The following is a 26,197-nucleotide window of genomic DNA, read 5'->3' on the forward strand; positions in this document are numbered from 1 at the left end:
GGCGATCGATCCCCTATTCAGAGGGTTCGCGCCACTTCATTGACGTCAAAGACCTCAATGAGGTCGCCGACCTTAACGTCGTTGTAATTCTTCACGCCAATACCGCACTCCATGCCATTTCGCACTTCACTGGCATCGTCCTTGAAGCGTCGCAGCGACTCCAGCTCACCCTCGTAAATCACCACGCTGTCGCGCAGTACACGAATAGGCTTGGCGCGATACACCGTTCCCTCGGTCACCATACAGCCGGCAATCTGGCCGAGCTTCGGCGAGCGGAAGACATCGCGGACCTCGGCAATACCGACAATTTCTTCGCGCAGTTCCGGCGACAACATACCGGTAAGCGCCGCCTTAACATCGTCGATGAGATCGTAGATGACGTTGTAATACCGCACCTCGATACCCTCGTTTTCGGCGACGTTTCGCGCCTTGGAATCTGCACGAACATTGAAGCCGAACAAAATGGCGGAACTGGTCATCGCCAAAGAGACGTCGGTCTCGGTGATACCACCGACACCGCCGGCAACCACATTCACCTTGACTTCATCATTGCCAAGATCTGACAGCGCACCGAGCAGAGCCTCAAGAGAGCCGCGTACGTCTGCTTTAACCACCAGATTCAGTGACTCCACTTCACCTGCGGTCATGGTCTCAAACATATTGTCGAGCTTGGCGGCTTGCTGACGGGCCAGTTTGGTACTGCGGGTTTTTTCCTGCCGGTAATCGGCGATCTCCCGCGCGCGCTTTTCGCTCTCCACCGCCGCAAACGGATCTCCCGCATCGGGGGTGCCATCGAGTCCGAGCACCTCGACAGGGATACTCGGTCCGGCCTCTTTGATGGGCTCGCCGTTTTCGTCGAGCATCGCCCGAACACGACCGTACTGCAGGCCCGCAAGAACAATATCGCCCTGGCGCAACGTACCGCCCTGGATCAGCAGTGATGCCACAGGGCCTCGACCTTTATCCAATCGGGACTCAATCACAATGCCCTGGGCCGGCACATCTTCCGGTGCACTCAGTTCGAGCAGTTCTGACTGGAGAAGAACCGCATCGAGCAGTGCATCAATACCGTCACCGGTATGGGCAGACACCGGCACGAACTGGGTATCGCCACCCCACTCCTCGGGGATCACTTCCTTGGCCGACAACTCATTTTTGACTCGGTCCGGATCGGCGCCCTCTTTATCCATCTTGTTGATCGCCACCACCATGGGGACGCCAGCGGCTCTTGCGTGCTGCACCGCCTCCTCGGTCTGTGGCATAACGCCATCATCGGCAGCCACCACCAGGATCACGATATCGGTAGATTTCGCACCACGGGCGCGCATCGAGGTGAACGCCGCGTGTCCAGGGGTATCGAGGAAGGTGATCATGCCGCGGCCGGTCTCGACGTGATAGGCGCCGATGTGCTGGGTAATGCCACCCGCTTCACCACTCGCTACTTTCGCCTTACGAATGTAGTCGAGTAATGACGTTTTGCCATGATCTACGTGGCCCATTACGGTAACCACCGGAGCTCGCGGCAACGGTGTGCCATCCTGGCTGGACAGCGTCTCGACGAGCCGCTCTTCGAGTTCGTCTTCACTGACCAACTTGGCGGTATGGCCCAGCTCTTCCACGACGAGTACCGCCGTGTCCTGGTCGACCATCTGGTTAATGGTCGCCATCACACCGAGCTTCATCAGTTCTTTGATGACCAAACCGGCTTTCACTGCCATTTGCGACGCGAGATCACCCACGCTGATATTCTCGGAAATCTCGACATCGCGAACAATGCGCTCGGTAGGCTGCTCAAAACCGTGCTTGCTATGCTCCTCGTGGCTCGACTTCTTGCGCCGGCCACCGCGTCGTCGGGCAACGCCCGATTCGACAGCATCGAGCACATTCAGCGATAGATTGTGACCCCGTTGCTTACCGCGAGCGCCGGGGATATTGGACTTGCTCAGGCGTCCGCGACTGGGTTTCTTGCGCTGTACCTCTTCGCGGGCCGGCGCATCATGCAATCGCTTGGGCTTGCGATCTGCCGCACCGGCAGAGGCATCGGGCGCAGTCTTGGCGAGCTCGGCCTGACGCTTGGCCTCCTCGGCTTCCGCCTGCTTGCGCGCTTCCTCTTCCTTGCGCGCCGCAATTGCGGCCTCCATGTCCTGCTGACGTTTTTCCTCTTCACGCTGACGCCGCTGGGCCGCGCGCTGTCGCAGCACTTCCGGATCGAGATCCGTCTCATCCTCAGGTTCGGGCTCAACCTCGGGCTCAGCAGCGGCGGGTGTCTCAGCCACGGGGGCCTCTACCGGCTCAGAAACGGTGTCGGGTGTTGCCGCTGTCACTTCGACTTCAGGCGCCGCAGCAGTCTGATCTTCAGGTGAGACCGCGTCCGTATCGGCTACTTCAGCCTCAACTTCGGCTTCCATGTCATCACGCTTGATATAGGTGCGTTTTTTGCGCACTTCTACATTGACGGTGCGCTTACCCGCGCCGCCAGTCCGCAATGTGCTTAACGACTTACGCTTGAGTGTAATTTTCTTGGGCGCATCACTGCTTTCGCCGTGGCTGCGCTTTAGGTGCGCCAACAGCGTCTGCTTATCTTCATCGGACACTTCCTGTGCCGCCGAAGAATGCGGCAAGCCCGCCTCCTTCATCTGCGACAACAGCCGTTCCGCCGATGCGCCTACTGTCTTTGCCAGCTGCTCTACTGTCACCTGTGCCATTTTGAACTCCCTTGCCCGTCTGGTTTTACGCCGAAGTCATCCGCTCTGATAATCAGGAAGCCGATTCCTCCTCAGCGAACCACGGCTCGCGGGCGGTCATAATCAATGCGGCCGCACGCTCCTCGGTCATATCTTCAATATCCATAATGTCGTCGACACCCTGCTCGGCAAGATCTTCCATGGTGACAATGCCGCGGCTCGCCAGGACAAAGGCGAGATGCCGTTCCATGCCCTCCATGGCCAGTAAGTCTTCTGCCGGCTCATTGGCACCCAACTGTTCCTCCGAGGCGATCGCCATGGTCAGCAGCGCATCTTTGGCTCGTGCGCGCAACTCTTCGGAGATATCCTCGTCAAAGCCTTCAATCGACATCATCTCTTCAAGCGGCACGTAAGCCACCTCTTCCAGCGTGGTGAAGCCTTCTTCGACCAGAACCCCGGCGACATCTTCATCAACATCGAGAGCGTTCATGAAGGTTTCCATGACCTGGATGGCTTCAGCCTCCTGCTTCTCGATCGCATCATCCACGCTCATCACATTAATGGTCCACTCGGTCAAATCCGAGGCAAGACGAACATTCTGGCCACCACGGCCGATCGCCTGGGCGAGATTGTCCTCGGCGACCGCCACTTCCATGGTGTTGCTGTCTTCGTCGACCACAATCGACTCGACCTCGGCCGGAGACATGGCATTGATGACCAGTTGCGCCGCATTATCGTCCCAGAGAATAATGTCAACACGCTCGTTATCGAGCTCATTGGACACCGCCTGAACCCGCGAACCGCGCATACCGACACAAGCGCCGACCGGATCGATTCGCTGATCGCCGGTCTTGACCGCGATCTTGGCACGGGAACCCGGATCCCGAGCTGCCGCTCGGATTTGTATGACACCCTCCGCGATTTCGGGGACCTCTATTTTAAACAACTCAATCAACATTTCCTTGCAGGCGCGGGACAGAATCAATTGTGGTCCCCGCGACTCAGTGTTGATCTCGGTAAGAATGGCGCGGACACGATCGTTGATTCGGAAGGTCTCACGGCCCACCAGCTCGGTGCGCGGCAGCAAGCCCTCAGCATTGCCGCCGAGATCAACGATGACGTTGTCCCGGGTGACTTTCTTGACCGTTCCCGCGAGCAATTCGCCGACGCGGCTCTGATACTGCTCGACGATTTGCGCGCGCTCCGCATCGCGAACACGCTGAACGATGACCTGCTTGGCGGTCTGTGCGGCGATGCGTCCGAAATCCACATTGTCGACGACTTCTTCGTGGACATCGCCGGGCTTCAGTTCGGCATTAACCTCAATGGCTTCTTCAGTAGTGAACTGGGTGCCCAACAAAGCCAGCTCACTGTCGGGTACTACCAGCCAACGGCGTGTCGTGACGTAATCGCCGGTTTCGCGATCGATCTGCACCTCGATGTCCGACTCTTCGTCGTAGCGTTTCTTGGCCGCCGTCGCGAGCGCCAGCTCAATCGCTTCAAAGATGATGTCCTCTGACACCCCTTTTTCATTCGATACCGCTTCCGCCACCATCAGGATTTCTTTGTTCATTGTCACTCTCTCACCCTTCCCGGTATTCAACCGATTTCATTCAGCTTTGGCACTTTCGCGCTTTAACTTGTTCTTTCCCTTGCCGATTTCAACGCGGGGCTCCACCTTGGCGCGCTCCACCGAATTCAACGGCAATACATACTCATGCTCACCCGCACGTACCACGACCTCGTCCCCTTCCACCCCGACCAGCCAGCCACGAAACTTACGCCGGCCCTCGAAGGGCATCCGCAGGCGAACTTCTATCGGCTCGCCGATATACAGGCGATACTGCTCAGGACGGAACAGCAGCCGGTCGATTCCTGGCGAGGAGACCTCCAGCGTAAACTCGGTCTGGATGGGATCCTCCACATCGAGTACACCACTGATATGGCGACTCACCATGGCGCAGTCGTCGACCGTCACACCCTCCTCACGATCGATGTAAACGCGAAAAGTCGGCTTTCGAAACGGGGGCAGTAATTCGAGGCCCCACAATTCAAACCCCAGCGACTCGATGGTCGGTGTCAGCAATTCGCTCAACTGGGTGGTCTTGCCTGCCATCTAATCGATTGATCCCCAATCTATTGTGTTATTCGCCTGTCCACATTCAACAGACACAAAAAAGCCCCAAAGAGGGGCTTCCACAAATGATGGTTACCTGAGCAGTAGGCACCATCTAAATGGTAGCGGGGGCCGGATTTGAACCGACGACCTTCGGGTTATGAGCCCGACGAGCTACCAGGCTGCTCCACCCCGCATCAAAACTTGCTGTGACCGCCCCCTAGTACACCAAAACGCTCGGTGTTGGCTGTCACGCCTGACTTGAATAAATGCTTCAAATCAGAGGCGCCGAAGTATAGGTAGTGCTTTTGATAACGTCAAGGGCGACACACTGCAAAATGTACAGTGATTGCCTTGCCACCCTCAGTGATCGCTGCATTTACGGTCGAAAAAGCCCCACTTTACGTGGAGCTTCTTCGGTATTTGGTGCGGAAGGCGGGGTGATTGCCACCGGCAATCACGGCCGAGCCCGGCGCGACTCTGGCGCGACGGAAAAAGCGAGGCCTGGAATAGTCCCGCATGCAACGCGTACCCCAGAAACGAAAAAAGCCCCACTTTACGTGGAGCCTCTTCGTTGTATGGTGCGGAAGGCGGGGTGATTGCCACCGGCAATCACGGCCGAGCCCGGCGCGACTCTGGCGCGACGGAAAAAGCGAGGCCTGGAATAGCCCCGCATGCAACGCGTACCCCAGAAACGAAAAAGCCCCACTAAACGTGGAGCCTCTTCGTTGTATGGTGCGGAAGGCGGGGTGATTGCCACCGGCAATCACGGCCGAGCCCGGCGCGACTCTGGCGCGACGGAAAAAGCGAGGCCTGGAATAGTCCCGCATGCAACGCGTACCCCAGAAACGAAAAAGCCCCACTAAACGTGGAGCCTCTTCGTTGTATGGTGCGGAAGGCGGGACTTGAACCCGCACAGCCAATGGCCACTACCCCCTCAAGATAGCGTGTCTACCAATTCCACCACTTCCGCAAATACTGTCCTCAACCCGAGGGGATCTCTGAATCCGTGCCAGCGGCACCTGACTCGCTACCGTCAATCTGAGGAATTTCGCTCGACGATTCTAGCACAGGTGCTTCGAATCCCGCCTGATCTATGGGCAGCGCTTCAGGCGCACTGGATGACGCCTCAACGGGGATCTCAAAGCCGAGATCCTCATCGCCAGCCGTCCGGCTGTCGGCGATCATGGCCAGACTGAAGCTCGAGGCAAAAAACGCTGCGGACAACCACGCCGTCGATTTGGTCAGCACATTGGTCGTGCCCGTGCTGCCAAACAGCGTCTGTGACGCACCTGCGCCAAAAGAGGCCCCGATGTCAGCGCCTTTGCCCTGTTGCAACATGATCAAACCAATAATCGCCAGTGCGACAAACAGGTGACCCACTAAAATCAATTGTTCCATTCTTCCTCCGTGACGCGCTATGCCGCGGTCACAATCTGCCAGAAGCTCTCGGCTTCAAGTGAGGCGCCGCCAACCAGCGCCCCATCAATATTGTCACAGGCAAACAAACCACCCGCCGTACTCGGCTTTACGCTGCCCCCGTACAGGACTCGCAGCGCTCGGCCCGATTCTCCATAGAGTTCCACCAACACCTGGCGTATCACCCCATGCATCTCATCAGCCTGCTCAGGAGTTGCCGTCTCGCCGGTGCCAATCGCCCAGATAGGCTCGTAAGCAACGACCAGATTCTCTGCGGCAACACCTTCAAGCGACGCCCGAACCTGACTGGCCACACGTTGTATGTGATCGCCCCGCTTGCGCTCTTCAAGCGATTCTCCAACGCAAACTACTGCACATAAACCCTGCTGCTGTACCGCCACCGCCTTGAGCGCCACACCCGCATCGCTTTCGGCGTGGTATTGCCGCCGCTCCGAGTGGCCGACAATACTCCACCGGCACCCGACATCCGCCAGCATTGCTGCCGACACCTCGCCGGTAAAAGCGCCCTCGGTGTTAACAGAGCAGTCCTGGGCGCCAACACCCACCTCGGGCAACACCGCAGCCAGCGTCGCCAGGTATGGGTATGGCGTGCAAATAACCACCTGCTGCGCATCCAACCGTCCGGCACTGAGTGCTTTCAGCTCAATCGCAAACTCGCGGATCCGCTCATTCGAGCCGAACAACTTCCAGTTACCGATAACCAGCTTATCCGCCATGCGAACCCCTGCTTTTCAGGCGCGCGATACTACCCAACAGTGACCGACACCGCAACCGGCGCTTACGACACCCGAACCGAGCAGCAGGTCAGGTCAGGTCAGGTCAGGTCAGCAATCGTATCCGCCATCGAGTGCGCGAGCTGGTGAATAGTATCCTGATCCTCACCCTCGACCATCACCCGAATCACGGGTTCGGTCCCGGAGGGGCGGAGCAGGACGCGCCCACGTCCTTCCAGAGACTTCTCAGCCGCCGCGGTGGCGGCCTGCACCTGCGGATGATCCCGCAACTGGGCCCCATTGGTAACCGGTACGTTGACAAGAACCTGGGGCATTTTGCACATACCGCCGCGCAATTCCCCCAGCGACATTTCCGTCATCACTATCGCTGCGAGTACCTGAAGGGCAGACACGATCCCGTCGCCCGTTGTTGTCACATCGGAGCAAATAATATGCCCGGATGATTCACCACCGAGGTGCCAGCCCTGAGCATTCATGATTTCACGAACGTAGCGGTCACCCACATTGGCGCGTGCGAGCTTCAATCCGTGTTCCTGCAAGGCCAGCTCAAGACCCATATTGGACATCAGCGTGCCGACGACGCCAGAGTCCGATCGCCCCGTCATCACCCGATGCGTGGCCAGCACGTACAGCAGCTCATCACCATCGACAACCGAGCCATCGGCATCGACAAACAGCACACGATCACCGTCGCCGTCAAAAGCAATCCCCAAATCGGCCCCCGCTTCAATCACCGCCGCAATAAGGGCATCCGGTGCAGTGGAACCAAACTCATGGTTGATGTTGTAGCCATCAGGGCTCGCACCAATAACGGTGATCTCGGCACCCAGCTCAGCAAATACCGCCGGGGCAATGTGATAAGTCGCCCCGTTGGCGCAATCGAGCACTATTTTCAGCCCCCGGAGACTCACGTCTTCGGGTAGGGTTGATTTGCAAAACTCGATATAGCGACCTGCAGCATCGACGACACGGCTCGCTTTACCCAGCTTACGCGAGTCGACCGTTTCCAGTGGCATCTCCAGTGCGGCCTCGATGGCCAGCTCGGTCTCATCGGACAACTTCGCACCCTTATCGCAGAAGAACTTGATGCCATTGTCATAAAAGGGATTGTGCGAGGCACTGATGACTATCCCCGCTGCCGCGTTCTGTGAGCGGGTCAGTAGTGCCACTGCGGGGGTAGGCATCGGACCCAGCAAGCGCACATCTGCCCCTGCAGCCACCAGCCCGGCCTCGAGTGCAGACTCAAACATGTAGCCGGATACTCGGGTGTCCTTGCCGATAATCACCGTCGGTTTACCCTGCCACTGATCAGCGAACACACGGCCGCAGGCCCAACCCAGCTGCAGCATAAAATCGGGGGAAATCGGTGCTGTACCCACCCGGCCACGAATACCGTCGGTGCCGAAATATTTCTTTTTCACAATCCCACTTGCTCCATAGCTGTCAGCATAGCGAGGGCGTCGCTGCTCTCCCTCACATCATGAACCCGCAATAGTCGCGCCCCACGCTCAGCCGCCATAAGTGCCAGTGCAATACTCGCGGAGACGCGCTGATCCATGGTGCGGTCAATCACAGAGGCTATCATTGATTTGCGCGATAAGCCGACCGCGAGTGGACAGCCCAATACGAGAAATTCACCCAGCCTTCTGAGCAGGGTGAAATTATGCTCCGGGGTCTTACCAAACCCAAATCCCGGATCGAGGAGCACCCGGGAGCGAGGAATACCGGCCAGCTCAACAGCCTTGATTCGCTCGGCGAAAAACGTCGATACCTCATCGACCACAGAATCGTAATGGGGTTGATCCTGCATATCACCCGGCTCACCACGCATGTGCATCAAACACACCGGCAGTCCGGCAGCGGCGGCCGCCTCAAGCGCACCGGGTCGACGCAAGGCGCGCACATCGTTGATGACGGCGGCACCTGCCGCCGCTCCTTCGGTGATCACACGGGGCGAGCTGGTATCCAGCGAAATAATGGCGTCGAAGCGACTCTCGATGACGGCGAGGGCTGCCAGTACACGGTCGAGCTCCTCCTGCTCCGAGACGGCTGTCGCTCCGGGCCGCGTTGACTCTCCGCCAATATCAAGCACCGCCACTCCCGCATCTACCATGGCTTCAGCACGCCGGCAGAGCACGTCGGCCCTAAGCTCGCCGTCGCGATAAAGCTGACCACCGTCTGAAAAAGAGTCTGGTGTGATATTGAGCACCCCCATTAACTGCGGAGTGCTCAAATCGAGGGGCTTATCGCCGCAAAACATAACGCCTGCGGCTTGAGGGGGTGCGGCTGACGTCATGGCAGCCGAAAACTCAGTGGTCGCTAGCCGGTCCGCCGATGGGGCCTGTGCTGCTCTCGGTCGCCTCGGTCTCTCCACCCCCTGAGGAAGGGCTGTCACGGTCATCGTCAGACCATCCCGCGGGTGGCCTCGGCTCCCTGTCGTTCATGATGTCGTCGATCTGCTCCGCATCGATAGTTTCATACAGCATCAGTGCGTCCGCCATCTTATCGAGCTTGCCGCGATTCTCTTCAAGCAGCGTCGTCGCTTTGGTGTAGCACTCATCAATGATTTTGCGCACTTCCTTATCAATAGACCGCGCCGTCTCGTCAGACATGGCCTTCGTAGGCTGCCCTGCCGACCGGCCAAGGAAGACCTCTTCACCGCCTTCGTCATACATCAATGGACCGAGCGCCTCGGAGAGGCCCCACTTGGTCACCATGTTGCGCGACATCTCGGTGGCGCGCTGAATATCATTGGAGGCGCCCGTCGTAATACCGTCCGGCCCAAGCGTCATTTCCTCGGCAACCCGACCGCCAAACAGACTGGTAATCTGGCTGATGATGTGGCGCCGGCTGTGGCTATAGCGATCTTCCTCGGGCAGGAACATGGTGACACCCAATGCGCGGCCGCGAGGAATTATCGATACCTTGTAAACCGGGTCGTGCTCGGGCATCAAGCGCCCAACGATGGCATGTCCCGCCTCGTGATAAGCCGTATTGCGCTTTTCCTTTTCCGACATGACCATCGAACGCCGCTCGGCACCCATCATGATCTTGTCCTTGGCCAGCTCAAACTGCTCCATATTGACCATACGTACACCGGCACGGGCGGCGAAGAGCGCCGCCTCGTTGACCAGGTTCGCAAGATCCGCTCCCGAAAAACCCGGAGTACCCCGAGCAATCTTGCTCGGATCGACGTTCTCACCCAGAGGTACCTTGCGCATGTGTACCTTGAGGATCTGTTCGCGGCCGCGAATGTCAGGCAGGCCCACCACCACCTGCCGGTCGAAGCGTCCGGGACGCAGCAAGGCGGGATCAAGAACATCAGGGCGGTTGGTGGCGGCAATCACGATGACGCCATCGTTGGCCTCAAAACCGTCCATCTCTACCAACAATTGGTTAAGCGTCTGCTCGCGCTCATCATGACCGCCGCCGAGTCCGGCACCTCGATGCCGACCTACGGCATCGATCTCGTCGATGAAAATAATACACGGCGACTGCTTCTTGGCCTGCTCAAACATATCGCGGACCCGGGACGCACCGACGCCGACAAACATTTCGACAAAGTCAGAGCCAGAGATGGAGAAAAAGGGAACCTTGGCCTCTCCCGCGATGGCCTTCGCCAATAGCGTCTTACCCGTACCGGGCTGTCCGACCATGAGTACGCCGCGGGGAATGCGACCGCCCAGTTTCTGGAACCGACTCGGATCCCGAAGGAAATCCACCAGCTCATGGGTGTCTTCCTTGGCCTCCTCAACACCCGCCACGTCGGCAAAGGTGGTGGTGATCTGGTCTTCTCCCAGCAACTTGGCTTTGCTCTTTCCGAAACTCATCGGACCACCGCGGCCACCACCACCGCCTTGCATCTGGCGCATAAAGAACATGAAAACGGCGATAATGATCAGAATCGGGAAGCTGGCGACCAGCAATTGGGTCCAGACGCTCTGCTCCTGGGGCTTACGCCCTTCAACCACCACGTCGTGGGCGAGCAAATCATCCATCAGCTTTGGATCTTCGACCATGGGTCGAATCGTCTCAAAAGACGAGCCATCGTAGCGCGAGGCCGTTATGGTCAAGCCATCCACCACAACCTTTTTCACGTTGTCGTTCTGGATTTCCTCGATAAATTCAGAATACCCCACCTGCTCGGCAGCGCTTTGCATGTTGAAATTGTTAAAAACTGACAACAGCACGGCCGCAATGACCAGCCAGAGCAGTAAATTCTTTGCCATATTGTTCAAAGCGCCTTCCTCATAAAACGTTGGTATTGCGTTGCGCGGCCGCACAGTATAGCGCGTCTTTTACAGAATCCGGATTCTGCGGATTTGCAGGGTATACGTGCGGCGCGCCGGGCCTGGACCGCACAACGGGTGGATGGGCGGAGTTTGCTCCTGATAATGACCTAACCTGATGGTTTATCGGACGGATTTCAACCCCGACAGCACAATGAACACCGAAAACTACCGCTTGCCCGTGGCAACCAGATAAACCTCTCTCGATCTCGGACGCGATGCCGTCGGTTTGCGCGTCAGAACCCGATCAAACTGGCCCCGGCACGCCTTCAATAGGGGTTCGAATCCCTCGCCGTGAAAAACCTTGGCAACGAAAGCGCCTCCCGGTGGCAACAGGGTGACCGCAAGATCAAGGGCCAACTCCACCAGTGCCATGGCCCGCGGCTGATCCACCGCCGTCATTCCACTCAGGTTGGGCGCCATGTCTGACATCACCAACTGGGGCGGTGCGAGCTCAAACTCCGCCAGCAACTTCTGGTAAATCGCCTCCTCGGTAAAATCTCCCTGCAGGAACGTGACGCCCGCCAGACTATCCATCGGCAGAATGTCACTCGCGACGACACGGCCTTTGGCACCCACCAGGTTGGCCGCCACCTGGGACCAGCCACCCGGTGCGGCGCCGAGATCCAGCACCGTCATTCCCGGCCTGATCAGTCGGTCGCGCTCATTGAGCTCCAGTAATTTATAGCAGGCGCGGGAGCGGTAACCTTCTTTTTGAGCCCTTTGGACGTAGGGGTCCTCGCGATGCTCCTTCAGCCATGCCCGACTTGACGATTTTTTCTTCCCCATGCACCGGCGACTCCCTGCGCCCACTGCTTTACACTTAACTTCCGAGTCTAACGCCAGAAATCATGAATACCGAATCAAACGCGCCCAGCCGGGCACAGATCAAGCAGTACCGGGCCATCGCGCACAAGCTATCGCCCGTCGTTACCGTCGCCGGAGCCGGGCTCAGCGAGTCCGTGCTCGCCGAAATCGACCGTGCCCTCAATGATCACGAACTGATCAAACTTAAAGTGGCCGTGGGGGATCGCGATGAGCGGGACGCCCTGATAAAGCAGCTGACCGAGCTGTGCGGCACTGCCTTGATCCAGCGAATCGGCAACACCGCGACGATTCTGAGGCGAAATCCGAAAGCCGATCCGCGCAAGTCGAATCTGCAGCGAACACTCTGATCGATGGCCGAGGTGCTCGAATTCCCGACGCGGGAAACACAGGCATTCGCGTTTCTCGAGCGCGAGCTAAGACGCTTGCTGCAAGCCAAAGGTGCTGACGACGCGCTGATTGAATTCGCGCTGGAGACATTGACGGCGGTCTACGCTGAACTCGATCCTGGCCACGATGTCGCCTTTCAGGTCGATCTGCCCGGCGGCATTACCGAGGCCGAAACCAAAACCCTGCAATCCCAGATCACCGAGGGGGTCGCCGCGGTACATCGCCAGAACCACAGACTGATGCTGACGCTTGCCGCTCGCCTGGTACTTGCAGAGATGCGGCTGTTTCAACAACAGCGCAGCCGCTAGACCAGCCACTCCACCAGGTAGAAGACCCCCAGCGCCGACATGTAGGCCAACACGAGGTACGCCGCAGCCATCCGCAACGGTATTTTCCAGGAGCGGGTCTCTCGGGAGAGGATCGCGAGCGTCGATACGCATTGAAGCGCAATGGCGAAAAAGACCAGCAGCGCGACACCACTGCCTATCGGAAGGCCGCTGGCCTGAATCTGGTCAACAAGCGGCGCCATATTGTCCTCCGCATCCTCGATACCGAAGATAGTACCGAGCGTCCCAACAAAGACTTCCCGCGCCAGGAACGAACTGATGATGGCCACACCGTAGCGCCAATCGAGTCCAATGGGCTCGAAAACAGGCTCGATGAAATGGCCTATGGTACCCAGCCAGGAGGTCGCAAGATCGGCGCCGTAATTCGGGAAGTAGCCGAGAATCCAGACGACAATGGTCACACTGAGAATCACCTTGCCTGCTTTTGTAACAAAGTGACGGCACCGCTTCTCCGCATTGCGAAGAATGGGCAGCAAGCCCGGCAATCGGTACGGCGGGAGTTCAAGAACAAACGGTAAATCATCAGCCACCACGCGACTGATTCGATGGGTGATTCCCGTAACGATCAACCCCATCAGCATGCCCAGAAAATAAATCGAGAACATCGCCACGCCCTGCCAGCCGAGCAATCCACCGAACATGGTTTCATCGGGGATAAAGGTCGCGATCAGCAGCGCATAAACCGGTAGGCGAGCAGAACAGGGCATCAGCGGTATGGCCAGGTACGTCATCAGACGCTGGCGCTGCGAATCCACCGAACGCGCCGCGTAAATAGCGGGAATAGCGCAGGCCACCCCGGACAGCATGGGAATAAAACTTTTCCCCGTCATGCCAAACAGGCGCAGCGGACGGTGGCAAATCAGGGCCGCCCGGGCCAGGTAACCCGAATCCTCGAGAAGCCCGATGATAAAAGTCAGCACGAAGATCTGGGGTACAAAAACAAGAAAAGCGCCAATACCGCCGAACAGCGCGTCGGCGACAAAATCCGCGATCACGGTATTTTCAATCAACGGGACAACGACGGAGCCCACAGCGCCAACCAGCGCCTCCACCGCATCCATAACCGGAGCAGACCAGGTAAAAATCGACTGGAACAACAGCAGCATAATGCCGAAAAACGCCACGCCACCGGTAAAGCCACTGAGAAAAAAGCGATCCAGCCGGGTCTGACTCTGGATAAGTACATCCCCGCGCGGACCGTGCTGGTGCGCCAGCTGATGGGCGGTACCCCGTAACAGGGCATCGGGCGTCTCCGACCAACGTCCCCCCGACACCTCCTCCCTGACCAGCGCATCGCGCAAACGATCAATAATCGACTCGATACCCGACCCGCTCTTCGCCGATACCATAAGCACAGGCGCGCCGATTTCCGCGGCCAACGCGTCGGCATCAAGCGTCAGGTTATTGCGATCGATGATGTCTGCCATATTGGCAAGTACAGTGATTAACTTGCCGTGGTGCTGAGCGTCGCGGATGACCTGTAGCGTGAAGTAGAGGCTTTTCTCCAGCCGCGTGGCGTCTACAACACAGAGAACATGACGAACCTCGGGATCCGCGAGGGCGCGGCGAAAATACTCGACCGCCACCTCTTCTTCGGCGGAGATCGCCTGAAGGGAATAGGTCCCGGGAAAATCAACCAATTCGACGTCGGGCAGTGCCAACAGCGAACCCGAGGTCACATCAACGGTGATACCCGGGAAGTTGGCTACCTTTTGACTCAGCCCCGTGAGGCGATTAAACAGCGAGCTCTTGCCCGAGTTGGGACTACCTACCAACAGAACCTTGTTCACAGCGCCGCCCCCGGGGAGACCGCCATCTGGACCAATACGCAGCTGGCAATGTCATCGTCCAGGGAAAACACCGTGTTACTGACACGGTACAGTTTGGGTGCGCCAAGCCCGGGCGTCATCAGGCACTCGACGTTCTCCCCGGGGTGAAATCCGAACTCTTCCAGACGCACCCGATAACGCTCGGGTAACGAGTCATCAAAGCCGATAACGCGAACCGCATCGCCGGCCTGCAGCGACCAGAGCGTCTTGGTTATGGCGGAGGCATTCATAATCGGGAGGATCTCTGAAAAGTCGGCGGACGCTACCACGAATGAGAATTGTTTACAAATAACCTCGGCTGATCGTCAGACGTGACGGACCTGGTCGATCTCATAGCAGATATCGCCGCCGGGCGCCCGAACCACGACCTCGTCACCTTCCGATTTACCGACCAACGCGCGGGCGATCGGTGAACCTACGGAAATCATGTTGTTACGAACATCGGCCTCGTCCTCACCGACAATACGGTAAGTCACGGTGGAGTCGTCATCGAGATTAATCAGATCCACGGTGGTTCCAAAAATGACTTTTCCGGTGTGGGCAATGGCCGATACGTCGATCACCTGGGCGTGAGACAGCTTGTGCTCAATGTCCTTGATGCGACCCTCAGCGAAGCTCTGCTGCTCGCGCGCCGCATGGTATTCCGCGTTTTCCTTAAGGTCACCGTGTTCGCGGGCTTCTGCAATGGCCTGGGTGATTCGCGGCCGATCCACTTTTTTCAGGCGCTCGAGCTCCTCTCGAAGTGCCCGCTCACCCTCGGCCGTCATCGGTACTCTATTCATGATGCAATACTCTCGTGTAGGTCCTGGAGACAGCGCACCGCCATATCGGCCTCCTGCTCCAGCGCCATACAGACGGCTTCTGCAGCCGCCAGCGTAGTGGTGTAAAACACATTATGCTGCTCAGCACTGGCCCGGATGGGCGCTGAATCCAAAATAGCCCGCCGCCCCTCGGTGGTGTTGATAATCATCGCCGCTTCATCGTTCTTGATCATATCAACGATATGGGGGCGACCTTCACTGACCTTGTTGACCCGCCTGACCGCAAGGCCCGCCGCCTCCAGCGCCGCTGCCGTACCCGCAGTGGCCGCCAGCGTAAAGCCACGGGCGACGAGCGTGGCGGCAACCGCAACCGCTCCAGGTTTATCCGCATCGCGCACACTGAACAACACCGTGCCCGATTCCGGAGCCACGTCGCCCGCACCCAACTGGGCCTTGGCAAATGCAGCGGCAAAAGAGGTACCCGTGCCCATCACCTCACCGGTCGATTTCATTTCCGGCCCGAGAATAGGGTCAATACCCGGGAATTTATTGAACGGCAACACGGCTTCTTTGACGCTGTAGTAATTGGGCACGATCTCGCGGGTAACCCCCTGGCTGCCCAACGACTGTCCTGCCATGCAACGGGCGGCCACCTTGGCCAATGACAACCCGATCGCCTTGGACACAAACGGCACGGTACGCGAAGCCCTGGGATTCACTTCAATCACATAAATCTCACCATCCTGATAGGCGAGCTGCACATTCATCAACCCACAGACACCCAGCTCTATTCCCATCTGCTTGACGATATCGCGCATTCGGTTCTGTACTTCAGCATCAAGATTGTAAGGCGGTAGCGAACATGCCGAATCCCCCGAATGCACGCCAGCCTGTTCGATATGCTGCATGATGGCGCCGATCACCACGTCTTTCCCGTCACTGACCGCGTCGATATCGACCTCGATCGCCGCACTGAGGAAGCTGTCCAGCAACACCGGTGAATCATCGGACACCCTGACCGCATCGCGCATATAACGCAGCAGATCCTCCTCGCGATAAACAATTTCCATTGCCCGTCCGCCTAATACATAGGAGGGGCGCACGACCAGGGGATAACCGATATTCCGTGCCGCTTCGATCGCTTCATCCACACTGCGAACCGTCGTGTTGGCGGGCTGGCGTAATCCCAGCTTATTAATCATTTGCTGGAAGCGTTCTCGATCCTCGGCACGATCTATCTCATCGGGCGTGGTGCCGATAATAGGCACACCCGCCTCCTCGAGAGCTCGCGCCAACTTCAGCGGCGTCTGGCCACCGAATTGAACAATGACCCCCTCGGGCTGTTCGAGGTCAATGATTTCAAGAACATCCTCAAGGGATACCGGCTCGAAGTAGAGACGATCCGATGTGTCGTAGTCGGTAGAGACCGTCTCCGGGTTGCAGTTAATCATGATGGTTTCGTAACCATCCTCGCGCATGGCGAGCACCGCATGGACGCAGCAGTAATCAAATTCGATGCCCTGGCCAATCCGGTTGGGCCCACCCCCCAGCACCACGATCTTCTTGCGATCACTCGGTGCCGCCTCGCATTCATCTTCATAGGTGGAGTACATATAGGCAGTCGCCGAAGAAAACTCAGCCGCACAGGTATCCACCCGTTTATAGACGGGGCGCAGACCCAGCGCGTGTCGGTGTACCCTTACCGCCGCCTCGCTACTATCCAGCAACGTCGCCAACCGCGCATCTGAGAAACCTTTCCGCTTTAACCGACGCAGGGTCACGGCATCCAGCGCGTCGAGGCTACTGCCCGTGAGCTCCTGCTCAAGACGAACCAATTCTTCGATCTGGACCAGAAACCACGGGTCGACACCCGAATAACCGGCCACTTCCTCGAGAGAAAAATCGGCGCGGAAGGCATCGGCGAGATACCACGGACGATCGGCACCCGGGTTGGTCAGGTAGTCAATGAGCTCAGCCCGGGTATCCGCATCGGTGACCTTGAGTCGAGGTTCGAAACCCGCGGACCCCACTTCCAGCCCGCGCAGGGCCTTCTGGAAGGATTCCTGAAAGGTTCTACCAATCGCCATGACTTCACCCACCGACTTCATCTGGGTGGTCAGGCGAGCATCGGCAGCGGCGAATTTTTCAAAGGCAAAGCGTGGGATTTTGGTCACCACATAGTCGATAGACGGCTCGAAGGACGCCGGGGTCACGCCGCCGGTGATGTCGTTCTCGAGTTCATCGAGGGTATATCCCACCGCCAGACGCGCGGCGACCTTGGCGATGGGGAAGCCGGTGGCTTTTGACGCCAGCGCCGAAGACCGGGAGACCCTGGGGTTCATTTCAATGACCACCAGACGGCCGGTATCGGGACACTGGCCAAACTGAACGTTGGAGCCGCCGGTTTCCACACCAATCTCGCGCAGCACCGCCAGGGAGGCGTTGCGCATAATCTGGTATTCCTTATCGGTCAGCGTCTGCGCCGGTGCAACCGTAATAGAGTCCCCGGTGTGCACCCCCATGGCATCAAAATTCTCGATCGCGCAGACAATAATGCAATTGTCGTTGCGGTCCCGGACCACCTCCATTTCGAACTCTTTCCAGCCAATCAGTGATTCGTCGATCAGCAGCTCGCTGGTCGGGGACAGTTCCAGCCCGCGGGTACAGATTTGTTCAAATTCATCGCGGTTGTAGGCGATACCGCCACCAGAGCCACCCATCGTGAAGGAGGGCCGGATGATGCAGGGAAAGCCAATATCGTCGAGGACTTTAAAGGCCTCTTCCATGCTGTGGGCAAGGTCGGCCCGGGGCGTCTCCAGGCCGATACGTTTCATTGCCCGGTCAAACTGCTCGCGATTTTCAGCCTTGTCGATCGCCTCTCGGGTAGCGCCAATCATCTCTACACCGTGCTCGTGCAGCACACCCCTCTCGGCGAGCTTGAGCGCGCAATTGAGTGCCGTTTGCCCCCCCATCGTCGGGAGAATGGCATCGGGCTTTTCTTTCTCGATAATTCGCGCCACAGTCTGCCACTCGACCGGCTCGATATAGGTGGCATCGGCCATCGACGGATCGGTCATGATGGTGGCGGGATTGGAATTGACCAGAATGACGCGATAGCCCTCCTCGCGCAGGGCTTTGCACGCCTGGGCCCCCGAGTAATCGAACTCGCAGGCCTGACCGATAACAATCGGGCCTGCTCCCAGAATCAGGATGCTCTCAATGTCGGTGCGTTTGGGCATTGCGAAGTGACTCCGTACTCAGTGACCGCGACGGCTTCGCATCGCGGCGATAAATGGGTCAAACAGTGGGCTGGCGTCGTGGGGGCCTGGGCTGGCCTCCGGGTGCCCCTGAAAACTGTAGGCAGGCACGTCGGTGCGCGAGATCCCCTGCAGGGTTCCATCAAACAGGGAGCGGTGGGTGACCTCCAGATTATCCGGCAGCCCCTCCTCAGCGACGACAAAACCATGGTTCTGGCTGGTCACCATAACCGACCGATCGGCGAGGCTTTGCACCGGATGATTCGCGCCATGGTGGCCGAATTTCATTTTTTCCGTACGCGCTCCGCTGGCCAGGGCCATGAGCTGGTGCCCCAGACAGATCCCAAACAAGGGGATCTGCCGCTGCATCAGCCCTTTCGCCAATTCGATCGCATAGTCACAGGGCTCCGGGTCACCCGGCCCGTTGGAAAAGAACACACCGTCAGGATCCGTCGCCAACACCGATTCGAGATCACTCTGGGCGGGAACCACGCGCACCGCGCACCCTCGATCGGTGAGCATTCGCAGAATGTTTCGCTTCACCCCAAAGTCCAGCGCCACGACGTTATATTTCGCCTCGCCTGCAGCAGCGTGGCCCGAACCCTGGACCCACGACCCCTCGTTCCAATCATAGGCGGCGCGGGTGCTGACCTCCTTGGCCAGGTCCATTCCCTTGAGTCCGGCGAACCCTCTCGCCTTCTCGATAGCAAGCTGCTGGTCGATGTCGTCACCCGCCATCAAGCAACCGCCCTGAGCGCCCTTGTCCCGCAGGATTCGTGTCAATTGTCGGGTATCAATTTCGGCAATACCTACGGTCTTCTCAGCCGTGAGGTAATGACTCAGGCTGGCTTCACTACGGTAATTACTCGCCATCAGGGGCAAATCACGAATAATCAGGCCGGCGGCCTGTATCTGGCCGGATTCGTCGTCTTCGGGGTTGGTACCCGTATTACCAATATGGGGATAAGTCAGTGTGACGAGCTGGCGCGCGTAGGACGGATCAGTGAGGATTTCCTGGTATCCGGTCATGGCGGTATTGAACACCACCTCACCCACCGAAACGCCGGTAGCACCTATTGAAAGCCCGCAGAAAACGGTGCCGTCTTCCAAGGCAAGAATAGCGGGTGTTGACACAAGGACCTCCCAGTCTGGTCTGCGGTTCCTGCTCAGCGCCAAGCGCTGGCCGAGCGCTTCTTCGGCACCCCGCCCGTTGAGCGGTCGTCCGTTTGCGCTGGACTCAGGATAAATGATGAGCAACATCGCGCCCGGTTTTTGCACCGGTCGCCACCTGCTCAGGCTGGGACTGTAGTGTACGTATGACCCCGAAAGGTGTCCAACAAAAACCGAAGTCTGGAGACGCTTTTACCCATCGGGAGCTCATCAGGATGACCCTCGGGCGGGTTCAGATCGTCCAGACTCCGATGGCAGCCACTTCGATCAGGTCAATTTCTGCAATACCCGGCGCAAGGGCTCTGGAATCTCCGCGGACGCACCGGTGGTGGTGTCGACGAAAGCATGGGTAAAACGGCCCGTTACCCGCGATTCCTCATCGTTCTCAAGGAACACCCCGATCTCCCAGGTACACGACTTAGCGCCCAGACGCACCACCCGGAGACCGCAGACAATCTCGGCGGGGTGGGCGATCGAGGCGAAATAATTGGCAGAGGAGCTCACCACATAGCCCACCACCGGGTCGACGCCGGGCCGCATGCCCCCCTCTTCAATCAGGTAGCGATTGACCACCGTATCGAAATACGCGTAAAAAACGACGTTGTTCACATGGCCGTACATATCGTTGTCTGCCCAGCGGGTAGACAGGTCATAGAACAGGTTGAAGATACTGCGCGGCGCGGGTACCGGCCGTTGCTCACTCATCGTAAGCCCTCCCAGGCTTTTTCATACAAGCGCACCGCATCGGATTCAGACACGGGTACGGGATTGTTCACCAAAAGCCGCTGCTGGGTCATCGCATCCGCAGCCAGTGTGGGTATCGCCGACAGCGGAACTCCCGCGGCTTCGAGGGATCGCGGCAAACCGCTGGCCGCGATCATCTCCTCGAGCCAGGCGATCAAGCCCTCTGCGGTGGCGGGCACGCTACCCGGCAAACACGCCGTCAATGCCGCGTAATGTTGTCCTGCGGCGGACGCGTTGAACGACAGGACCGAGGGCAGCATCAGTGAGTTGCTGAGGCCATGGGGTATGTGAAAGTGCCCACCCAGGGGGTAGGCCAGCGCATGCACGGCCGCAACGGGCGCATTCGCGAAGGCCTGGCCCGCAAACAGCGAACCGAGCAGCATCGACTCACGCGCTGCCAGGTTGTGGGGCTCATCAAGAACCGTCAGGAGATTGTGGGTCAGCAGCTTCATGGCCTCTAACGCCAGCGCATCGGAAATCGGGTTTTTACGATGAATTGACGTGAAGGCCTCGATGGCATGCACCATCGCATCAATCCCGGTCATGGCGGTCACTGCGGGCGGCAGGCCGGTGGTCAGCGCCGCATCGAGTACCGCGACATCGGGCAGCAACGTCGCATCACTAATACCTGCCTTTGTGGTATCTCCGGTGGTAATCACTGCCACCGGGGTGGCCTCGGAACCCGTACCCGCCGTCGTCGGGACCAGTATCAGCGGCAGACGCGCCCCGGCAATCTGATCCACACCGTACATTTCCGACAGGGGCTGGTCGGCTACGGCAAGTGCAGCCACCACCTTCGCCGTATCCATCGAGCTCCCCCCGCCCACAGCGATCACACCATCGCAGTCGGCCTGCCTCAGACGAGCCAGGGCACGCTCAACGACCGCCTCGGACGGGTCGGCCTCAACCTCGTCAAAGACAGTGGCCTCCAGGCCTGCTGCCGCCAATGCAGCTGCGGGAGGGTCAATGAGGCCCAACCCGACCAAACCCGAATCAGTGACCAGTAAAGGACGCGAGACACCCAACTGCTTACAGAAACCATCGAGGGTCAGCACGCGATCGGTGCCGACGGCGATGGTGGATACGGTTTGAAAGAGATAATCAGTCATGGGTCGAAGGTGAATACCACTTTGCCCTTGGCGCGTCGCCCGGTCACCGCGCCATATCCTGCCGCGTAGTCATCGATCGGGAAGACGTCATCCACCTGGGGGTTTAATGTGCCATCGTCAAACCAATCCCAGAGCGCCTCGATATTGGCCTGATTCTGGTCCGGCTGTTCATTCATAAAGCGACCGTAAAATACGCCGATGATCGAGCACCCCTTGAGCAAAGCAAGGTTCAATGGAATCGACGGAATGGGGCCGCTTGCGAAGCCGATCACGAGATGGCGCCCGTTCCACCCCATGGCGCGCACCGCCTGCTCAGAAAAATCTCCACCGACGGGGTCGTAAGTGACATCAACGCCACGCCCCTCGGTCAGTGCCTTGACCCGGTCTTTGAGGGATTCGGTGCTGTAGTTAATCCCCTCGTCGGCACCGATGGAACGGCAGTATTCAAGCTTTTCGTCAGTCGATGCTGCAGCAATGACGCGGGCGCCCAGCGCCTTACCCAGCTCAATGGCACTGGAGCCCACGCCCCCGGCAGCGCCCAGCACCAAAAGCGTTTCCCCGGGTTGCAGGGCTGCGCGCTGTACCAGGCCGTGATAGGAGGTGAAGTAGGTGATTGCCACCCCAGCCGCCTGAATGAAATCAAGCCCACCGGGCTTGGGCACTACTAATTTTTCATCGACGACGATCTGCTCGGCAAAGGCTCCGGCAAACCCTATGTGAATAACGGGTTCACCAACCTTGACGCGCGTAACCGCATCTCCCGTTGCCTCGACGATACCGGCACACTCCCCCCCCGGGACAAAGGGCAGGTCGGGTTGGATTTGATACTTGCCCTGCACAATCAGTACATCGGGGAAATTAAGCCCTGCGGCCAATACCCTGATCTGCACGTCACGGGGCCCCAGCTCGGGTAGCGGCCACTCATCCGAGAGATCAAGTGTGTCGGGGTTTCCATGCTCCCGGCACACCAGTGCCCGAGTCGTGCCTGCCATTACTGCTCCTCGACGAGTTGTTGATGCCCGCGCCATGGCGTCTTGATGTGCGGCGCCCGTCGGACAAACCGGCACGCCAAGACTGGCCATCAGCGGCCAATACAGGTGTTACGAAGGGGCGTCGCACCCCGCCCCGACCGATGGTCACCGCTGTAATGGCGCAATTCTATCCGCATAAGGGCATCTTTTCGTCAATACACGATTCCGCATACGGACGCATTCCGGCTCGCGCCGATATACGACCACCTCCCGCGGCTTCAACGCATCGGATAGCAGCCAAGACAATGGGACGCCCCGGAAGGTCTCCCGAGCACAGGGGTCTGGGAGAGATTCAGCCCAAGGGCCGCATCAGGTAATGACGGCGGCGACCTCTTCAAGTACCGCGGGATCTTCAATAGTCGATGGCACCGAATAAGGTTCGCCATCGATGATCTTTCGGAGCGTCGCACGTAAGATTTTTCCGGATCGGGTTTTCGGCAGGCGCTCGAGCAGAAACGCCCGCTGAAAACTCGCCACGGCACCGACCTGGCTGCGTACGTCGGCGATCAATTCGCGCTCGAGCGACGCCAGGTCCATAGCCACGCCGTCCTTCAATACTACGAGCCCCACAGGCACCTGCCCCTTGAGGTCGTCTGCCGCACCGATCACAGCGCACTCGGCAACCGCAGGATGCGCAGCAACCACCTCCTCCAGCGTCCCGGTGGACAGGCGATGTCCGGCGACATTGATCACATCATCGGTACGACCCATGATGAACAGGTAACCGTCCTCATCGAGATAACCCCCATCCCCCGACAGGTAATAACCGGGATAGGCATTGAGATAGGACTGCTCGAAGCGCTCATGATGCCCCCAAACCGTGGGCAGACACCCGGGTGGCAGCGGCCGCTTGATGACTACCGCGCCCTGCTCACCCGCGGCCATCGCGCGACCCTCAGGGTCCAGAATTTCAACCTTAAAGCCCGGCGTGGGCACGGTGGCAGACCCGGGCTTGGGCGGCAATGTCTCGAGCCCACGCGGATTGGTGGCGATCGCCCAGCCGGTCTCCGTCTGCCACCAGTGGTCGACGATCGGCAGCTGGGTGAGGGTATCGAGCCAATGGTAGGTCGGCGGATCAAGACGCTCACCCGCCAGGTACAGCGCTTCCAGTGAAGTGGTGTCGTAGTCGTTAAACAGTTGACCTTCCGGATCCTCTTTGCGGACGGCCCGGAAAGCCGTGGGGGCAGCAAACAGGACCTTTACCCGATACTCCTCGATGAGTCGCCAGAACGCGCCAGCGTCAGGTGTTTTTACCGGCTTACCCTCATACATAATGGTGGAGCAGCCCGCGAATAACGGCGCGTAAACAATATAGGAATGGCCCACAACCCAGCCGATATCACTGGCAGCCCAATACACGTCGCCGGGGTCTACGTCGTATACCGCGTTCATCGAATAGGTGAGCGCTACTGCGTGGCCACCATTGTCGCGAACCACACCCTTGGGTTTACCCGTAGTGCCCGATGTATAGAGGATATACAGCGGATCCGTCGCCAGTACCGGTACACAGTCAGCGGGTTCCGCGGCTGCGACGGCCGCTTCCCAGGTAATGTCACGGCCGGCAACCGGGTCAAAACCTGCCTGCGGTCGCTCCATCACGATAACCGTTGACGGCTTGTTCTCAACCGAGTCAATAGCCTCGTTAACAATCGGCAGATAGGGGATTACCCTCGCGACCTCGACACCACAGGTTGCGGTAACCACGACCTTCGGCGTCGCGTCCTCGAGTCGGACCGCCAATTCATTGGCAGCAAAGCCACCGAAGACCACCGAATGGATAGCGCCGATGCGCGCGCAGGCGAGCATGGCAACGGCGGCTTCGGGCACCATGGGCATGTAAATCACGACCCGATCGCCCTTACCGACCCCCCGCGCGGCCAGCGCACCCGCGAACACCGCCACCCTGGACAGTAATTCGCGATAGCTTATGGACGCTTTGCTGTTGGTGACCGGCGAATCGTAGTAGATCGCCACCTGATCACCCCGCCCGCTGGCAACGTGCCGATCCACCGCGTTGAAACAGGTGTTCAGGGTGCCGTCGGGAAACCAGCGCTCAATCCCCAGATCGTCGGTGGCAACTCCCGTCGTTGGCGCCTCATACCAATCGACCAGCGCCGACTGTTTAAGCCAGAAACGATCCGGGTCGGTTACCGAGGCTGAAAACTCAGATTGATACGTCATGCCGACTCCCTGTGCGTTATCTATTATTCATCTAAGTTAACCCGCCCCCCGGCGATTGACACTTAGACCTTGGTTGGGAGTCCCAAGTTTTTACCGCGCTTTTCGAGCGAAAAGCGCGGTCATTCAATCCCCAGGCCCGGTCAGGAGGCTCTCTCGCGCAGGATCACGAACGCGACCATCAGCAATGCCGCCCCGAAGGGAAGTGCGAGCCAGATACCGCTGATTCCGAGCAGGTCGGGCATGGTTACCGCGCCGAAACTCAGAGGTTCGATCAAGGCACCGCTTAGCAATGGGATCGCAAGTGCAAACAACAGCGCACCGACCAAGCCGCCGGCAAGGGTCGCCATGGCGTCTGTCTTGCCCTCGGCCGAGCCCACCACACAGGTGCCCGGGCAATAGCCGGAAACCGCCCAGCCAATGCCGAAGATGAGACCGCCGAGAGCCACGCCGCCGATATACACCGGTTTCACGCTGAGATTGGCAAGACCGACAAAATCAAGGGCATAGATCCCTATGGTGCCGACGCCGATGGCGGTGGCCATGAGTTTAATAATCCACAGGTCCTTCAGCAGCAACGTGCCCAGAATCCGTCGATAGCTCGTCGCACCGCCGAGGAATAAAATAGCGCCGAAGGCGCAGCCAATAAGAAATCCGATAAATAGCGTCATGACTTCAGCTCCTGCCTCGGTAAAGAAGATGAGCGGTGATGATGGCGGCGCCAAAGGCGCAGACCCCGAATAGAAACGAACTCGCAGCGAGCTGCGAGATACCGCTGATCATGTGACCACTGGTACACCCACCCGCAAGGCGCGCCCCGAATAACAGCAAGACGCCACCGGCGAAGGCCGCCGTCAGGCGCTTTAGCCGTGAACTGCCAAACACCGAGACCCACAGTTCCGGTAGCGAACCCTGATCGGCAAGGGGCTGTTTGTCGCGGAACACCAAGGCACAGGCACCACCACCGACAAACATCCCGAATACCAGCATCCAGCCGTAGCCGACGCCCCAATCGTTCGCCTCACCGTAGTTGGCGAGATAGGCGTTACCCTCCGCGAACTTCTCGGCCACCGCGTGTGCCACCACGGCGTCTGAGACGACAAACTGGGTCGAGACACCCAGCGGCTTGACCAGTGCCGTGGCCAGTGTAAGAAGCAAGCCGAGGGCAATCCCTGCGGCTTTCCAAGAAATAATGGCTTGTTTGTCCTGCATATCACCTCCGCCGGGCGGGCTGGAGTGCCCACCACGCTAGTTATTCTATACAGGTATAACCTTATGCCCTAAAAAAATCAA

At 58.7% G+C, this 26,197-nt stretch carries 22 protein-coding genes and 2 tRNA genes; 2 read left to right on the top strand and 22 right to left on the bottom strand.

The genetic code is table 11. From position 1 onward, the window contains the following. Positions 1–17: 17 nt before the first annotated feature. The 11 genes from infB to rlmE all read right to left on the bottom strand — a co-directional run bounded on the left by infB (position 18) and on the right by rlmE (position 12,052). Positions 18–2,705, bottom strand: coding sequence for a translation initiation factor IF-2 (gene infB / locus NOR51B_RS02360; protein ID WP_009020437.1), 2,688 nt, complete (start codon positions 2,703–2,705; stop codon positions 18–20). 52 nt (positions 2,706–2,757) lie between these two features. After that, entirely contained in the window at positions 2,758–4,257 is a 1,500-nt protein-coding gene (gene nusA, locus NOR51B_RS02365; protein ID WP_009021414.1) for a transcription termination factor NusA, read from the bottom strand. Between the two features lie 36 nt (positions 4,258–4,293). Continuing rightward, positions 4,294–4,800, bottom strand: a complete 507-nt coding sequence (gene rimP / locus NOR51B_RS02370; RefSeq protein WP_009020477.1) for a ribosome maturation factor RimP — start codon at positions 4,798–4,800, stop codon at positions 4,294–4,296. Between the two features lie 120 nt (positions 4,801–4,920). Beyond that, positions 4,921–4,997 (bottom strand) — tRNA-Met (locus NOR51B_RS02375). Between the two features lie 690 nt (positions 4,998–5,687). Beyond that, positions 5,688–5,773: transfer RNA gene (locus tag NOR51B_RS02380), tRNA-Leu, on the bottom strand. 11 nt (positions 5,774–5,784) lie between these two features. Beyond that, complete coding sequence (gene secG, locus NOR51B_RS02385) at positions 5,785–6,201, bottom strand: preprotein translocase subunit SecG (protein WP_009019161.1); 417 nt, start codon at positions 6,199–6,201, stop codon at positions 5,785–5,787. Between the two features lie 17 nt (positions 6,202–6,218). Further along, on the bottom strand, positions 6,219–6,956 hold the full coding sequence (tpiA, locus tag NOR51B_RS02390; RefSeq protein ID WP_009019314.1) for a triose-phosphate isomerase: 738 nt from the start codon (positions 6,954–6,956) through the stop codon (positions 6,219–6,221). Positions 6,957–7,054: 98 nt separating this feature from the next. Further along, positions 7,055–8,395 carry a phosphoglucosamine mutase gene (glmM, locus tag NOR51B_RS02395; RefSeq protein ID WP_009021017.1) on the bottom strand — a complete coding sequence of 447 codons (1,341 nt, stop codon included), beginning with the start codon at positions 8,393–8,395 and terminating at the stop codon, positions 7,055–7,057. Continuing rightward, positions 8,392–9,270: a dihydropteroate synthase gene (gene folP / locus NOR51B_RS02400; protein WP_040481609.1), complete on the bottom strand. Its 879-nt coding sequence runs from the start codon at positions 9,268–9,270 to the stop codon at positions 8,392–8,394. The genes glmM and folP overlap by 4 nt, the downstream gene beginning before the upstream one ends. Before the next feature lie 13 nt (positions 9,271–9,283). Continuing rightward, positions 9,284–11,203 carry an ATP-dependent zinc metalloprotease FtsH gene (gene ftsH, locus NOR51B_RS02405; protein ID WP_040481611.1) on the bottom strand — a complete coding sequence of 640 codons (1,920 nt, stop codon included), beginning with the start codon at positions 11,201–11,203 and terminating at the stop codon, positions 9,284–9,286. Positions 11,204–11,431: 228 nt separating this feature from the next. Continuing rightward, positions 11,432–12,052 carry a 23S rRNA (uridine(2552)-2'-O)-methyltransferase RlmE gene (rlmE, locus tag NOR51B_RS02410; RefSeq protein ID WP_009019055.1) on the bottom strand — a complete coding sequence of 207 codons (621 nt, stop codon included), beginning with the start codon at positions 12,050–12,052 and terminating at the stop codon, positions 11,432–11,434. Positions 12,053–12,114: 62 nt separating this feature from the next. Here rlmE and NOR51B_RS02415 point away from each other — a divergent pair, with 62 nt between their 5' ends. Continuing rightward, entirely contained in the window at positions 12,115–12,438 is a 324-nt protein-coding gene (locus NOR51B_RS02415; RefSeq protein ID WP_009019618.1) for a YhbY family RNA-binding protein, read from the top strand. A 3-nt stretch (positions 12,439–12,441) separates the two neighbouring features. Further along, positions 12,442–12,786, top strand: coding sequence for a hypothetical protein (locus NOR51B_RS02420; protein ID WP_009019859.1), 345 nt, complete (start codon positions 12,442–12,444; stop codon positions 12,784–12,786). Here the strand turns inward: NOR51B_RS02420 and feoB are convergent. The 11 genes from feoB to NOR51B_RS02475 all read right to left on the bottom strand — a co-directional run bounded on the left by feoB (position 12,783) and on the right by NOR51B_RS02475 (position 26,116). Further along, positions 12,783–14,615, bottom strand: coding sequence for a ferrous iron transporter B (gene feoB / locus NOR51B_RS02425; RefSeq protein ID WP_009021255.1), 1,833 nt, complete (start codon positions 14,613–14,615; stop codon positions 12,783–12,785). The two genes, NOR51B_RS02420 and feoB, sit on opposite strands and share 4 nt — an antisense overlap. Then, positions 14,612–14,884: a FeoA family protein gene (locus NOR51B_RS02430; RefSeq protein WP_040481614.1), complete on the bottom strand. Its 273-nt coding sequence runs from the start codon at positions 14,882–14,884 to the stop codon at positions 14,612–14,614. The genes feoB and NOR51B_RS02430 overlap by 4 nt, the downstream gene beginning before the upstream one ends. Positions 14,885–14,959: 75 nt before the next feature. Then, positions 14,960–15,436 (bottom strand): transcription elongation factor GreA, encoded by a 477-nt coding sequence (gene greA / locus NOR51B_RS02435; protein ID WP_040481616.1) that lies wholly within the window; start codon positions 15,434–15,436, stop codon positions 14,960–14,962. Then, a complete protein-coding gene (gene carB / locus NOR51B_RS02440) occupies positions 15,433–18,654 on the bottom strand; it encodes a carbamoyl-phosphate synthase large subunit (protein ID WP_009019271.1) in 3,222 nt (1,073 codons plus the stop codon). Before carB ends, greA begins: the two co-directional genes overlap by 4 nt. Before the next feature lie 18 nt (positions 18,655–18,672). Further along, on the bottom strand, positions 18,673–19,806 hold the full coding sequence (carA, locus tag NOR51B_RS02445) for a glutamine-hydrolyzing carbamoyl-phosphate synthase small subunit (RefSeq protein WP_040482268.1): 1,134 nt from the start codon (positions 19,804–19,806) through the stop codon (positions 18,673–18,675). Between the two features lie 303 nt (positions 19,807–20,109). Continuing rightward, complete coding sequence (locus NOR51B_RS02450; RefSeq protein ID WP_009021018.1) at positions 20,110–20,547, bottom strand: acyl-CoA thioesterase; 438 nt, start codon at positions 20,545–20,547, stop codon at positions 20,110–20,112. Further along, positions 20,544–21,695 carry an iron-containing alcohol dehydrogenase gene (locus NOR51B_RS02455; protein WP_009020979.1) on the bottom strand — a complete coding sequence of 384 codons (1,152 nt, stop codon included), beginning with the start codon at positions 21,693–21,695 and terminating at the stop codon, positions 20,544–20,546. Before NOR51B_RS02455 ends, NOR51B_RS02450 begins: the two co-directional genes overlap by 4 nt. Beyond that, positions 21,692–22,687 carry an NADPH:quinone oxidoreductase family protein gene (locus NOR51B_RS02460; RefSeq protein WP_040481618.1) on the bottom strand — a complete coding sequence of 332 codons (996 nt, stop codon included), beginning with the start codon at positions 22,685–22,687 and terminating at the stop codon, positions 21,692–21,694. The genes NOR51B_RS02455 and NOR51B_RS02460 overlap by 4 nt, the downstream gene beginning before the upstream one ends. A 348-nt stretch (positions 22,688–23,035) precedes the next feature. After that, on the bottom strand, positions 23,036–24,907 hold the full coding sequence (locus tag NOR51B_RS02465; RefSeq protein ID WP_009018918.1) for an AMP-binding protein: 1,872 nt from the start codon (positions 24,905–24,907) through the stop codon (positions 23,036–23,038). 140 nt (positions 24,908–25,047) lie between these two features. Further along, a complete protein-coding gene (locus tag NOR51B_RS02470; RefSeq protein WP_009021352.1) occupies positions 25,048–25,575 on the bottom strand; it encodes a YeeE/YedE thiosulfate transporter family protein in 528 nt (175 codons plus the stop codon). Positions 25,576–25,579: 4 nt separating this feature from the next. Continuing rightward, on the bottom strand, positions 25,580–26,116 hold the full coding sequence (locus tag NOR51B_RS02475; protein ID WP_009019943.1) for a YeeE/YedE thiosulfate transporter family protein: 537 nt from the start codon (positions 26,114–26,116) through the stop codon (positions 25,580–25,582). Between the last annotated feature and the right edge of the window lie 81 nt (positions 26,117–26,197).

This window comes from Luminiphilus syltensis NOR5-1B (genome assembly GCF_000158175.1).
GTDB lineage: Bacteria > Pseudomonadota > Gammaproteobacteria > Pseudomonadales > Halieaceae > Luminiphilus > Luminiphilus syltensis.

Bases quoted from the DNA above. Each gene is read 5' to 3' on its own strand.
- greA (WP_040481616.1), bottom strand. From the start codon at position 15,436: ATGAATAGAGTACCGATGACGGCCGAGGGTGAGCGGGCACTTCGAGAG.
- ftsH (WP_040481611.1), bottom strand. From the start codon at position 11,203: ATGGCAAAGAATTTACTGCTCTGGCTGGTCATTGCGGCCGTGCTGTTG.
- folP (WP_040481609.1), bottom strand. From the start codon at position 9,270: ATGACGTCAGCCGCACCCCCTCAAGCCGCAGGCGTTATGTTTTGCGGC.
- rlmE (WP_009019055.1), bottom strand. From the start codon at position 12,052: ATGGGGAAGAAAAAATCGTCAAGTCGGGCATGGCTGAAGGAGCATCGC.
- NOR51B_RS02465 (WP_009018918.1), bottom strand. From the start codon at position 24,907: ATGACGTATCAATCTGAGTTTTCAGCCTCGGTAACCGACCCGGATCGT.
- NOR51B_RS02475 (WP_009019943.1), bottom strand. From the start codon at position 26,116: ATGCAGGACAAACAAGCCATTATTTCTTGGAAAGCCGCAGGGATTGCC.
- NOR51B_RS02415 (WP_009019618.1), top strand. From the start codon at position 12,115: ATGAATACCGAATCAAACGCGCCCAGCCGGGCACAGATCAAGCAGTAC.
- NOR51B_RS02420 (WP_009019859.1), top strand. From the start codon at position 12,442: ATGGCCGAGGTGCTCGAATTCCCGACGCGGGAAACACAGGCATTCGCG.
- NOR51B_RS02460 (WP_040481618.1), bottom strand. From the start codon at position 22,687: ATGGCAGGCACGACTCGGGCACTGGTGTGCCGGGAGCATGGAAACCCC.
- nusA (WP_009021414.1), bottom strand. From the start codon at position 4,257: ATGAACAAAGAAATCCTGATGGTGGCGGAAGCGGTATCGAATGAAAAA.
- NOR51B_RS02455 (WP_009020979.1), bottom strand. From the start codon at position 21,695: ATGACTGATTATCTCTTTCAAACCGTATCCACCATCGCCGTCGGCACC.
- NOR51B_RS02450 (WP_009021018.1), bottom strand. From the start codon at position 20,547: ATGAGTGAGCAACGGCCGGTACCCGCGCCGCGCAGTATCTTCAACCTG.
- infB (WP_009020437.1), bottom strand. From the start codon at position 2,705: ATGGCACAGGTGACAGTAGAGCAGCTGGCAAAGACAGTAGGCGCATCG.
- NOR51B_RS02470 (WP_009021352.1), bottom strand. From the start codon at position 25,575: ATGACGCTATTTATCGGATTTCTTATTGGCTGCGCCTTCGGCGCTATT.
- carB (WP_009019271.1), bottom strand. From the start codon at position 18,654: ATGCCCAAACGCACCGACATTGAGAGCATCCTGATTCTGGGAGCAGGC.
- secG (WP_009019161.1), bottom strand. From the start codon at position 6,201: ATGGAACAATTGATTTTAGTGGGTCACCTGTTTGTCGCACTGGCGATT.
- rimP (WP_009020477.1), bottom strand. From the start codon at position 4,800: ATGGCAGGCAAGACCACCCAGTTGAGCGAATTGCTGACACCGACCATC.
- tpiA (WP_009019314.1), bottom strand. From the start codon at position 6,956: ATGGCGGATAAGCTGGTTATCGGTAACTGGAAGTTGTTCGGCTCGAAT.
- NOR51B_RS02430 (WP_040481614.1), bottom strand. From the start codon at position 14,884: ATGAATGCCTCCGCCATAACCAAGACGCTCTGGTCGCTGCAGGCCGGC.